Raw genomic sequence first — 11,828 nt, forward strand, 5'->3', positions numbered from 1 at the left:
GTTAACCGAAGAGTCGGAGAACGCGCTTGATGCCTGCGACAAAGCGGTCGATGTCGCGCTTCAGGGTGTACGCACCGAAACTCAAACGAAGTGTGGCGTCGACGCCGAAGCGGTCCATCACAGGTTGGGCGCAGTGGTGCCCGCTGCGAACGGCCACGTTTTCTTCGTCGAGAATCATGGCGGCGTCGCTGACTGCGATGCCGTCCAGCGTGATGCTGATGAGGGCGCCGCGTTCCTTCGGGTTCCCGAAAATTTTCACCTGCGGAATCTGCGCGAGCTGTTCCAAGGCATACTGCGTAATTTCTTCTTCGTGCTTGCGGATATTTTCGATGCCTACCGCGTTAATCCATTCGATAGCCTTGCCGAGCCCGATAACTTCGGCAATCATGGGCGTGCCTGCCTCGAAACGTGCGGGAACATCGGCGTAAGTCGTCTTTTCGAAAGTCACGTTCTTGATCATTTCGCCGCCGCCGTGCCAAGGGGGCATGCTGTCGAGAACTTCATACTTGCCGTAAAGTACGCCCACGCCTGTCGGGCCGTACATCTTGTGTCCGCTGAAGGCGAGAAAATCGCAGTCCAGCTTTTGCACGTCAATTTTGATGTGACTCGAACTTTGGGCGGCGTCAATCAGGATCTTTGCCTGCGGGGCGAGCTTACGTACCGTCGCGATGATTTCGGCAATCGGGTTCACGGTACCGACGGAATTGCTCACGTGGGCGACGGCCACCATCTTGGTGCGTGGAGTGAGTAATCCGGGTAGTGCCGCCAAATCCAAATCGCCGTTGTCCAAAACGGGAATCACCTTGATCTTGGCGCTCTTCATTTCGGCAACCAGCTGCCAGCTCACGATGTTTGCATGGTGCTCGAGCCCGCTAATCAAAATTTCGTCGCCTGCTTCGAAGAACTTGCGACCGTAACTCCATGCCACCAGATTGATGCTTTCGGTGGTGCCGCGGGTGAACACGATTTCGTCTTCGGTCTTCGCGTTAATGAATTTTGCGACATTCTTGCGCGTTGCTTCGAACGCTTCGGTGGTGCGGGCGCTCAGACGGTACACACCGCGTTTCACGGAACTGTAGTGCTCGCGGTAAAAGTCGTCCATCGCGTCGATGACGCACGCGGGCTTTTGCGTGGTGGCCGTGCTGTCCAAGAAGGCGCGCGGCTTTGCGTCCTTATCGCCAGCGACAAGCATCGGAAATTCGCTACGGATTTTTTCGGCATCAATCATGGGCCCAAATATAGTAATTAACGTTATAGCCTGGATTTATTGATTGTTATAGCGTACTAGGATCAACCAACTAAGTTCTGCTTACTGCATTCTGCCTACTGCCATTTTTTCTATATTTACACCGGAATTTTTTGTGAGGGTTAAAATGAAAATTCTTGGTGGTGTATTGTTTTTGGGAGTTCTTGCCTTGGGCGTTTCTAACGCTTTTGCCCAGCCGGAACTTCGTGACGCTATTGATAACGGCGATATTGCCGCGGCCCAGAAAATCGTAAAAAAGGGGGCCGCCGAAGAAATTTATTGCGGCAAGATGACGCCGACCGATGCCGTCAAGGTCTACGAAAAAATCTTCAAGGCCATGCCTTACGAATCGTTCTCGAATTGCCAATCGCAGTTCTCTTATGGTTACGGCACCAAGGTTTGCGCCAACGCCAAGGCCATGGATGCATGTACCGAGGTGATTTCGTTCTTGCTCCTGGAAGGCGAATCGGGCAACACGAAGGCTCTTGAAACTTTGGAATCGGTGGCGAAGATCGCTCTGAAGACGAAGGGCTATGCCAAGCCGGTCAAGGTTGATGCCGACACGAGCATTTGGGTTCCTTGCCCCAAGAAGAAGGGCGAAGCCCGTGACAAGTGCATTGAAGAATGTTATGAAAAGGCAGGCAGCCTGCGCGATACCATTCGCGAAGCCGCTTGCGCTACCAAGCCGGAACACTTTGTCGATACGACTATCAAGGTGAAGGTCCCTTCTCCGCTTTATGAAAAGCTCCGCAAGGGCTTGCTCGAAGGTTACTGGAAGACTCCGAAGAGCGCTGCTGAAAAGTATTCGAAGATTATGCAGGCCTCTGCCAAGGCGCTTTCGATTCCGGATACTGCTGTCATTAACCTAGCTTACGTAGACCGCTGGGCTGAAAAGCACAAGGCTGATTCTACGGCGCTCCCGGGTGGTGAACTCTTCCGTTTCTGCACCTCATGGCAGCCTGCGGTGGACTCTATTTTGGGCGCCAAGGAATTTGAAACCCGTTGCCCGGTGTTCGAATCGTTCGTAGACAATCGCGATGGTCAGACTTACAGAGTTAAAGAAATCAATGGCACGCGCTGGTTTGTGCAGAACTTGAACTTTGCGATTGAAGAAAATTCCATGTGCTATGACCGCGAAGAAGAAAACTGCGCAATCTACGGTCGCCTGTATACGCATGACGCGGCTTTGACGGCTTGCCCCGAAGGTTCGCATCTTGCAACGGATGACGACTGGAAAATGCTTGAAATTTATGCTGGCGGCGCAAACACTGCTGCAGTCCGCCTGCGTAGTAACGGCTCTGACGATTACGCCTTCACTGCCATGTTCGGTGGCTATGCCAACAAGAACGGCATCTCGGTGATTCAGGGCGAAGGTGCTTACTTCTGGACAAGCAAGGATGTGGGTGATGGTCGCGGTATCGCACGTTCCATGTTCAATACCGATAAAGAAGTGTCTGCCATTCCGGTCGATAAGAAATTCTGGCTCTCTGTTCGCTGCGTAATTAACAATGAGTAATGTGAAATGAGAAATGAATAATTTCACATCCCACATTTAACATCTCACATTTTATATGTCCTTTAAGCCGACTTGTTCTCGTGATTCTTGGGTAAAGCGTCAAGCCTTGATGAACAAGGTGCGTGCTTTCTTTGAGGGTCGCGGGGTGTTGGAAGTAGAAACGCCGACGCTTTCGAATGCGGGCGGTACCGACCCTCAGCTGGATTACTTCGAAGTCGAGGGCAGGCATTTTATGATGACGAGCCCCGAGTTCCACATGAAGCGCTTGCTCTCGGCGGGATTCGGCGACATTTTCCAGATTACAAAGTCTTTCCGCAAAGATGAATTCGGCGCCCACCACAACAATGAATTCAGCATGGTGGAATGGTACCGCGTCGGCATGCCGCAAGAAAAGTTGATGGACGAGGTCGAGGCGCTCGTTTCTGAAATCATCGGTAAGCCCATTAACGCTCGCCGCACGCGCTGGATCGATGCGTTCAAGAATTATGCCGGCGTGAATCCGTTGACGGCTTCGGGCGAAGAATTTGCCGCGGCCTGTACCGCCCGCGAAATTCCGCTCCCGGCCGATGGTACCGCCATGTCCCGCGAAGACTGGTGGGATTACCTGATGGTTTTTGCGGTAGAACCCGCGCTTGCCAAGAACGGTCCCGAGTTCATTTTAGATTACCCGCAGTCGCAGGCGGCGCTTGCACAGACGTACGTGGGCGAAGACGGCTTCACTTGGGCGCGTCGATTCGAACTATTTGTAGACCAGGTGGAACTTTGCAACGGCTACACGGAACTCACCGATGCTGCCGAACAGCGCAGGCGCTTTGCTGCTGACCTAGAAATTCGCCGCGGCATGAACAAACCCTTGCCGCCGATTGATGAAAACTTTTTGGAAGCGCTTGAATCGGGAATGCCCGCCTGTTCTGGCGTGGCACTAGGTCTAGACCGATTGTTTATGCTTGCGATGGGAAAAAGGGAAATCAAGGACGTGATCCTCTTCCCGAGCCCAATCGCTTGATATTCAAAATACTTCCGACTGTCTACTTCCGACCGTCAACTAACTTCCCGATCAGCTTGCGCATCTTGTTCTCGTCGAATTCTCCGACGTTGATTTTCACGATGCTGTCTTGTGCGTTCACGAGGTAGGTTACGGGAATCACGCCCGGATTTCCGAGCACGTTCATCATGTCGTAATTCCAGTGGAAGGTGGTCCAGGTGATTCCTGCAGCCTTGTTGTACTTAGCTCCGATTCTAGGGGAGTCGTCTTCGTTCACCATTAAAATCTTGAAACCCTTGTCGGCAAATTCTTCGTCAAGTTTTTTGAGTAACGGAAGTTCGGCACGGCAGCCAGGGCACCACGAGGCGGTAAGAGCGATTAAGGTAACGGTTCCCTTTTCGGCTTGGTAAGTTGAAAGACTGCCGTCTAGCAGTTTTCCCTTAAAGTCTTCGATTTTGGTGGGTGCCGCCTGGAAGTGTTCCTGCCCGCATGCAGAAAACAGGAATGCAAGTGCCAAAAGCAGCGTGCATACCACGGAAAAAACGCCTCGCGAAGAGGTTATTTTACGCCCAAGTTCCATTCTAGAATAATAAAATAGCGTTTTTTTTTGAAAAATGTGGGTTTTTAATGGAAAAATTGGCCTTTTTTAAGTTATATTCTTAAGCATGGCATACAATATTCAAGATCTTCTTTCTGAAATGGTCCAGCGTGGCGCTTCTGACTTGCACATTACGGCAGGTGCGCCCCCTCTCATCCGTCTTTCCGGCAAGCTTACGCCTATTGGCGAAGACAAGCTGAAACCGGACGAAACCATGCGCATGACATATAGTCTGATGAACGAAGGCCAAAAGAAGACTTTCGAACAGCAGAAGGAATGCGACTTCTCTTTCGGTATTGCAAACCTCGCTCGTTTCCGTGCGAACGCTTATTTGCAGCGCGGTTGCGTGGCTTTGGCCTTGCGTATTATTCCGCTTGAAATTAAGACCTTTAAGGAGCTCGGCCTTCCGAAAATTCTGGCCGAATTCACAACCCGCCCGTCTGGCCTTGTGCTGGTGACAGGTGCTACCGGTTCCGGTAAGTCGACGACCTTGGCTGCCATGATCGACAAGATCAACAAGGAACGTCACGACCACATTCTGACGGTGGAAGACCCGATTGAATTCTTGCATAAGCACCAGGGTTGTATGATTAACCAGCGTGAAGTTGGTAGCGATACCAACAGTTTTGCCCAGGCTCTTAAGATGGCGCTGCGTCAGGACCCTGACGTGGTGCTTATCGGCGAAATGCGTGACCTTGAAACAATCCGTGCGGCACTCACGATTGCAGAAACGGGTCACTTGGCTTTTGCGACTTTGCATACCAACTCTTGTGTGCAGACGATTAACCGTGTGGTGGACGCTTTCCCCAAGGGCGAACAGCAGACCGTGCGTACGCAGCTTTCGTTTGTGCTCCAGGGCGTGATATGCCAGACGCTTATCCCGCGCATTGGCGGTGGCCGCGTGATGGCGTACGAAATTATGAACGTGACTCCGGGTATTCGTGCGTTGATTCGCGATGACAAGGTTCACCAGATTGAATCGATGATTGAAATTGGCCAAAAGTTCGGCATGAACACCATGAACATGTGCTTGTGCGAATTGGTGAAGAACCACAAGGTTGACCGTTTCGATGCGCTTGCCCGCTCTCCGAGTCCGGACCAGCTGGAACAGTTGTTTGTGAAAGAAGGCGTGTAATTTATGGCAGAATTCCTTTACAAGGCGACAAATAGCCAGGGTAACAATTTCGAGGGAACTCTCGAAGCGAAGGACAAGGCTGAAGCCGAAGCGCTCTTGATGCGCAGGCGCCTTATCATTGTAAGCCTCAAGAAGAAACCGACCGAAATCAAGATCAAGATTGGCTCGGGTATCAAGCCTGCAGAAATTGCCCGTTTTACCCGTATGTTCTCTTCGATGAGCTCTGCCGGTTTGCCCATGTTGCAGTGCTTGAACATTCTGGAGAACCAGTGCGAAAATCCGGAACTCAAGAACGTGGTCCACAAGATTACGCAGTCCATTAACGGTGGTTCGTCGTTGGCGGACGCCTTGGCGCAGCATCCGAAGGTTTTCAGCACCCTGTATACGAACATGGTGGCGGCCGGTGAAGCGGGTGGTATTTTGGACGGTATCTTGGCTCGTCTGGCAGAAACCTTGGAAAACCAGGAACGTCTGAAACGTAAAGTGAAAAAGGCCCTGACTTATCCGGTGATGCTTATTATTGTGGGTATCTTGGTGGTGATCGCCCTTATGACCTTCGTTGTGCCGACGTTCGCTGAACAGTTCGCAGCCCTTGATGCCGAACTCCCTGCACCGACGCAGGCAGTGATGAGCATTTCTGACTTTATACGCGATAATGGTGCGTTCCTGTTTATCGGCGCGATTCTCTTGATTGTCGGCTTTAAGGTGGCCATGCGCGTGCCTGCGGCAAAGTTTGCTTGGGACGGCTTTATGCTGAAAGTGCCTAAACTAGGGGACCTTCAGATTAAGTCGACGACCGCTAGTTTTGCGAGAACGCTTGGTACTTTGCTGAATGCCGGTGTGTCCATCATGGATTCTTTGAAGGTGGTGGCCTCGACCGTGACGAACAAGGTGGTGGAAAAAGGTATCAACAAGATTGCAATCGGTATTGCGGGCGGTAAGAGTATCGCCGACCCGATGCAGGATACGGGACTTTTCCCGCCTATGGTGATTCAGATGACCGGTGTGGGTGAAAAAACCGGTAACCTTGGTGGCATGCTTTTGAAATTGGCTGACTTCTATGATGAAGAAGTGGACGCCGCAGTGGACGCCGTGGTGGGCATGATGGAACCTTTGATTATCGTGTTCCTCGGCGGTGCCGTCGGTGGCTTGCTGATCGCTATGTATATGCCAATGTTTTCCATGGGCGACGCGGTCAAGGGATAATAAACTGCGTAATACTTCGTTACTCCCCCTCTCGCCGTAGATTTTACTACGGCTTCGGGGGTCGTGGCCTCGTCTTACTTGTTTCTTATCCCTTGCTAAAATAGTACGCTACGGCCGGTAAGGTCGCCTCGCCTCACTCGTTTTTCTGCAAAATTTCGTTTTAGTTAAGTATTGACTTTTTACAAAAAGCCTTTTAGCCTTTACTCATATTAGTACGTCACGATGCAACAGAAATCAAAAGACTTTATAAAAAATTTTATCAAGTGTTTTGTTTTCGCACTTGTCATGAGTGTGGTTATGTTGATACTTGATCCAGAGAATCGCGGAGTGAGGTCTATTTCGATAAATCTTACTCCAGAAATTGAACTTCCTTTGCTTTTCATTTTCGTAGAGAACTTTATTATAAATTTTATTATTGCCATTCCGCTGACAAAATGGCTTCACTTGCGCTAGGCAGCCTTTTTACTTCCTACTGTTATGGAAGTATTCCTAAAATTTTCTTGGCGTTAGCAATCCGTTCGGGGCTTGGCGATTTTACGTCTTTGAGTGCGTAGTCGATGCCGAGATCTTGGTACTTGGCAAGCGCTAAAGCATGGTAGGGGAGAACTTCGATTTTTTCAACGTTGTGGAGCGTATCGATGAATTCGCGGGTCTTGATTAGCAGTTCGTCGTTGTCGCTCATGCCGGGTACGAGTACGTGGCGGATCCAGATGGGCTTTTGGATTTCATCTAGATAGCGGAACATGTCGAGGATGTTCTTGTTGTCGTGACCGGTGAGTTTCTTGTGTTCTGTGGGGTCGATGTTCTTGATGTCGACGAGGAGCAAATCTGTCACGGCCATGAGGCGCTTGAACTTGCCGAAGTAGGGCTCGTTACGGGCAAAGTTTACGCCGGAGGTGTCGATGCAGGTGTGTACGCCTGCGGCTTTGGCGGCTTCGAAGAACTCGATGAGAAAATCCATTTGCGCAAGCGGCTCGCCACCGCTGACGGTGATGCCGCCGTCTTTACCCCAATAGCTCTGGTAGCGTAGGGCTTTCTTGAGCAAATCTTCTGCAGAAATTTCGAACGAACCATTATTGATTCCGTTTGCGCTTTGCGCGCCGAAATCCCAGGTTTCGGGGTTGTGACAGAACTGGCAACGCATGGGACAGCCTTGCACAAATACGACAAAACGCACTCCGGGGCCGTCTACGGAGCCAAAGGTCTCTAATTTGTTGATTCGTCCGAGCATATTGTAAATGTAGAAATTTATGGATTGATACTTTTGATACAGTTGTGTTTGGTTTGCGTTTTGGACGCTACATGGGAGCCGAAAAAGGGGGTATATTTATATTCAAAGAAACGAGGTAGTTTATGAAAACGAAATTCCTTCTCCCGATTATCGCTCTTGGCCTGTTTGCCGCTTGTAGCGATGACAGCAGCTCTCATGCTCCCGTAGCTTCTGACCCGTCTGCTGTGGTGGACCCGACTCAGAATCCGACTGATCCTGCTACCAACCCTGCAATTGATCCTGCTCAGACGCAGACCGATCCGGCCCAGACTGACCCGGCTCAGACCCAGACGGACCCGGCTACCGATCCCGCAACGGATCCTGCCGTGACGAATCCGACCCAGACTCCGACCGATCCGGTTACGGACCCGGTTGTGACTCCGGACCCGACTCCGGTCGTTGACGACCCGAATGTGACTTATACCTATTACGGTGCTGAACTTTCTGGCCGCGACCAGTTCAAGTATGGCCGTTTTGAAGCCCGCATGAAGATGGTCTCGATTCCGGGTTCCGTGAGTTCCATGTTCCTTTACTACGATGATTCCTACAAGAATGGCGACATTCCTTGGAATGAAATCGATATCGAAGTGCTCGGCAAGGGCGGAACTTCTTGGCAGTCCAACATCATTACCCGTGAAGGCGACCCTTCCATCAAGAAGAATACATCTTCTGAAAAGATTCACGAATACGGGTTCGATGCAACGGAAGATTTCCACCTCTATGCCCTTATCTGGACACCGGAATATGTCGCTTGGGAAATCGACAGCGTTGAAATCCGTCGCGATACGCTCGGTATCACTCGCGGTACTCATGCTGATGCCGACCAGGTTGCCTTCTTGACCGAAGAACAGTCGCTCCGCTTTAACCTCTGGGCATCGAAGAGTGCCGCATGGGTGGGCAAGTTTACGGGCTCTGAACTCGCTGCCGGTCCGCAGGCTCAATGGATTGACTATGTGCGTACCTATAAGTATGATGAAGCAACCAAGACCTTTACCCTGGATTGGCAGGATGACTTTGATGGCACGGATCTTTCCGACCATTGGGGCACCGGCAACTGGGAAATGGAACGAGTCATGCTGAACCGCGACAACGTGGTCGTTGAAGATGGTTACTGCAAGCTCCTGATGACCCGCGAAGCTGACAACTAGTTTTTGTTCTCCTCCATAAATGAAAACGTCCCGGATAAAATCCGGGACGTTTTTTGCTTTTCTACAGTTTACTATTACAGCACGCCGTGGCAGGTGCGGCTGATCACGTCGTCCTGCTGTTCCTTCGTGAGCGAGAGGAACTTGACAGCGTAGCCGGAAACGCGGATGGTGAAGTTCGCGTATTCGGGCTTTTCCGGGTGCGCCTGGGCGTCGAGCAGCTTTTCCACGCCGAACACGTTCACGTTCAGGTGGTGTGCGCCCTGGGCGAAGTAACCGTCCATGACGGTGACGAGCTTCTGGGCGCGTTCGTCGTCGCTGTGGCCGAGAGCATTCGGGCTGATGGTCTGCGTGTTGCTGATGCCGTCGAGTGCGTATTCGTACGGGAGCTTGGCGACAGAGTTGAGCGAGGCCAACAGGCCGTTCTTTTCGGCGCCGTAGCTCGGGTTTGCACCGGGAGCGAACGGGGCGTGAGCCGGGCGACCGTCGGGGAGGGCGCCAGTGGCCTTGCCGTAAACAACGTTACTGGTGATCGTAAGAATCGACGTGGTCGGTTCGGCGCCGCGGTAGGTGTGGTGCTTCTTGATCTTCGCGATGAATTCCTTGAGGAGCCAGACGGCGATTTCGTCGGCGCGGTCGTCGTCGTTGCCGTATTTGGGGAAGTCGCCTTCGATCTTGAAGTCCTTCACGAGGCCGTTTTCGCCGCGGACCACGGAAACCTTGGCGTACTTGATGGCGCAAAGGCTGTCGACCACGTGGCTGAATCCTGCGATACCCGTTGCAAACGTGCGGCGTACGTCGGTATCGATAAGGGCGAGTTCAGCGGCTTCGTAGTAGTACTTGTCGTGCATGTAGTGGATCAGGTTCAGCGTGTTCACGTAGATACCTGCGAGCCATTCGAGCATGATGTCGTACTTGTGCATCACTTCGTCGTAGTTCAGCACGTCGCCGGTAATCGGGGCAAGTTCCGGACCGATCTGCATACCGGGCACCAGGCCGCCTTCTTCGTCCTTGCCGCCGTTGATGGCGTAGAGGAGAGCCTTCGCGAGGTTTGCGCGGGCGCCGAAGAACTGCATTTCCTTACCGGTCTGCGTTGCAGAAACGCAGCAGCAAATGCTGTAGTCGTCACCCCAAACCGGGCGCATCACGTCGTCGTTTTCGTACTGGATCGAACTGGTCGTCACAGAGATGTAGGCGGCATATTCCTTGAAGTTTTCAGGGAGGCGCTTGGTGTAGAGAACGGTGAGGTTGGGTTCCGGAGACGGGCCCATGTTTTCGAGGGTGTGCAAGAAACGGAAGTCGTTCTTGGTGACCATCGGACGGCCGTCCTGGCCCATACCGCCGACTTCGAGGGTGGCCCACACCGGGTCGCCGCTGAAGAGCTGGTTGTAAGATTCGATACGGGCGAACTTGACCATGCGGAACTTCATGACCATGTGGTCCACGAGTTCCTGGGCTTCGCTTTCAGTGAGCGTGCCGTTCTTGAGGTCACGTTCGATATAAATGTCGAGGAAGGTCGAAATACGGCCAACGCTCATGGCGGCACCGTTCTGCGTCTTGATGGCAGAGAGGTAACCGAAGTAGAGCCACTGGAAAGCTTCGCGGGCGTTGGTAGCCGGCTTCGAGATGTCGAAACCGTAGCTAGCAGCCATCACCTTCATGGCCTTAAGGGCCTTGATCTGTTCGGCGACTTCTTCGCGCAGGCGAATCACGTCGTCGGTCATGGTGCCGTCACCCACGTGGGCGAGGTCGTTCTGCTTCTGCTGGATGATGTAGTCGATGCCGTAAAGGGCTACACGACGGTAGTCACCCACGATACGGCCACGACCGTAAGTGTCCGGAAGACCGGTCAGCAAGTGTGCCTTGCGCACGGCGCGGATTTCCGGGGTGTAGCAGTCGAACACGGCCTGGTTGTGGGTCTTGTGGTAGTCGGTAAAAATCTTGTGGAGTTCGGCACTCGGAGTGTAGCCATACTGCTGGCAGGATTCTTCGGCCATCTTGATGCCGCCGAATGGCATGAAGGCGCGCTTCAGCGGCTTGTCGGTCTGCAGGCCCACGACCTTTTCCAGGTCCTTGAGGCTTTCGCTGATGTAGCCCGGCTTATGGCTCGTAATCGTCGAAACGATGTCGGTGTCCATATCGAGCACGCCGCCCTTCTTGCGTTCTTCGGCCTGCAGCTTCTGGAGTTCACCCCAGAGTTTTTCGGTGGCGTCTGTCGGGCCTGCCAAAAATTCCTTGCCGCCTTCATAGGCGGTGTAGTTGCGTTGAATAAAGTCGCGGACGTTGATTTCTTCTTGCCAGAGTCCGCCGGTAAAGCCATTCCATGCTTCGCTCATGATTTTCCTTCTTTGCTCGGCTGGCCAACGCCATAAATTCAGACAGCCGAGTCTTTCTTTTTGTTGATTTTTGTTTGAACCCCAATATAGAAAATAAGGGGGTATGCCCAAAGGGATTATTTGGACTATATTTTGCTTTCTTGATGCTCTGTTTTACAGATTATGATTTTTGTAAAAGACCTAATTCTACGCCTGTGACCATCACTGAAAAAGGTTGACACTTTTTAGGTGATTTTACTGACCGGGTTGACAGTTTCACTGTTTTGGTTTACACCATTTTCCCGGTACGACTGATTCGGTTTACAGTTCAACCGACTGGGTTGTCACCGCCGACCGGACCTCCTTCCTCCAAAGATATCTTTTTGCCTGCCTCGCGACGTTCGCGTGGCGT

At 52.1% G+C, this 11,828-nt stretch carries 9 protein-coding genes; 5 read left to right on the forward strand and 4 right to left on the reverse strand.

Annotated features, from left to right (window positions below; genetic code table 11):
* Position 1 precedes the first annotated feature (1 nt).
* The gene (locus BUC02_RS14135; RefSeq protein ID WP_073323617.1) at positions 2–1,228 is read right to left on the reverse strand and encodes an aminotransferase class V-fold PLP-dependent enzyme; all 1,227 of its coding nucleotides are present in this window, start codon (positions 1,226–1,228) and stop codon (positions 2–4) included.
* A 145-nt stretch (positions 1,229–1,373) separates the two neighbouring features.
* Here BUC02_RS14135 and BUC02_RS14140 point away from each other — a divergent pair, with 145 nt between their 5' ends.
* Together BUC02_RS14140 and epmA are read left to right on the forward strand one after the other, a co-directional pair.
* Complete coding sequence (locus BUC02_RS14140) at positions 1,374–2,762, forward strand: FISUMP domain-containing protein (protein WP_073323619.1); 1,389 nt, start codon at positions 1,374–1,376, stop codon at positions 2,760–2,762.
* Positions 2,763–2,817: 55 nt separating this feature from the next.
* The gene (epmA, locus tag BUC02_RS14145; protein ID WP_073323621.1) at positions 2,818–3,768 is read left to right on the forward strand and encodes an EF-P lysine aminoacylase EpmA; all 951 of its coding nucleotides are present in this window, start codon (positions 2,818–2,820) and stop codon (positions 3,766–3,768) included.
* A 22-nt stretch (positions 3,769–3,790) separates the two neighbouring features.
* Here epmA and BUC02_RS14150 read toward each other — a convergent pair whose 3' ends face one another.
* A complete protein-coding gene (locus tag BUC02_RS14150; protein ID WP_212668320.1) occupies positions 3,791–4,282 on the reverse strand; it encodes a TlpA family protein disulfide reductase in 492 nt (163 codons plus the stop codon).
* A 130-nt stretch (positions 4,283–4,412) separates the two neighbouring features.
* Between BUC02_RS14150 and BUC02_RS14155 the strand changes: the two genes are divergently transcribed.
* Both BUC02_RS14155 and BUC02_RS14160 read left to right on the forward strand, forming a co-directional pair.
* Entirely contained in the window at positions 4,413–5,480 is a 1,068-nt protein-coding gene (locus BUC02_RS14155) for a type IV pilus twitching motility protein PilT (RefSeq protein ID WP_073323625.1), read from the forward strand.
* A 3-nt stretch (positions 5,481–5,483) separates the two neighbouring features.
* Positions 5,484–6,686, forward strand: a complete 1,203-nt coding sequence (locus BUC02_RS14160; protein ID WP_073323626.1) for a type II secretion system F family protein — start codon at positions 5,484–5,486, stop codon at positions 6,684–6,686.
* Between the two features lie 475 nt (positions 6,687–7,161).
* On the opposite strand, the gene pflA is transcribed toward BUC02_RS14160, so the two are convergent.
* On the reverse strand, positions 7,162–7,917 hold the full coding sequence (pflA, locus tag BUC02_RS14170) for a pyruvate formate-lyase-activating protein (RefSeq protein ID WP_073323628.1): 756 nt from the start codon (positions 7,915–7,917) through the stop codon (positions 7,162–7,164).
* A 122-nt stretch (positions 7,918–8,039) separates the two neighbouring features.
* Here pflA and BUC02_RS14175 point away from each other — a divergent pair, with 122 nt between their 5' ends.
* Entirely contained in the window at positions 8,040–9,104 is a 1,065-nt protein-coding gene (locus BUC02_RS14175; RefSeq protein WP_073323630.1) for a family 16 glycosylhydrolase, read from the forward strand.
* Between the two features lie 74 nt (positions 9,105–9,178).
* Here the strand turns inward: BUC02_RS14175 and pflB are convergent, their stop codons facing one another.
* Positions 9,179–11,437, reverse strand: a complete 2,259-nt coding sequence (gene pflB / locus BUC02_RS14180) for a formate C-acetyltransferase (RefSeq protein ID WP_073323632.1) — start codon at positions 11,435–11,437, stop codon at positions 9,179–9,181.
* Positions 11,438–11,828 lie beyond the last annotated feature (391 nt).

Source organism: Fibrobacter sp. UWOV1 (genome assembly GCF_900142495.1).
Classification (GTDB): Bacteria; Fibrobacterota; Fibrobacteria; order Fibrobacterales; family Fibrobacteraceae; genus Fibrobacter.

What these genes read in the sequence shown, in the direction of transcription:
- epmA (WP_073323621.1), top strand. Translation starts at nt 2,818, where the DNA reads ATGTCCTTTAAGCCGACTTGTTCTCGTGATTCTTGGGTAAAGCGTCAA.
- pflB (WP_073323632.1), bottom strand. Translation starts at nt 11,437, where the DNA reads ATGAGCGAAGCATGGAATGGCTTTACCGGCGGACTCTGGCAAGAAGAA.
- BUC02_RS14155 (WP_073323625.1), top strand. Translation starts at nt 4,413, where the DNA reads ATGGCATACAATATTCAAGATCTTCTTTCTGAAATGGTCCAGCGTGGC.
- BUC02_RS14160 (WP_073323626.1), top strand. Translation starts at nt 5,484, where the DNA reads ATGGCAGAATTCCTTTACAAGGCGACAAATAGCCAGGGTAACAATTTC.
- BUC02_RS14140 (WP_073323619.1), top strand. Translation starts at nt 1,374, where the DNA reads ATGAAAATTCTTGGTGGTGTATTGTTTTTGGGAGTTCTTGCCTTGGGC.
- BUC02_RS14175 (WP_073323630.1), top strand. Translation starts at nt 8,040, where the DNA reads ATGAAAACGAAATTCCTTCTCCCGATTATCGCTCTTGGCCTGTTTGCC.
- BUC02_RS14135 (WP_073323617.1), bottom strand. Translation starts at nt 1,228, where the DNA reads ATGATTGATGCCGAAAAAATCCGTAGCGAATTTCCGATGCTTGTCGCT.
- pflA (WP_073323628.1), bottom strand. Translation starts at nt 7,917, where the DNA reads ATGCTCGGACGAATCAACAAATTAGAGACCTTTGGCTCCGTAGACGGC.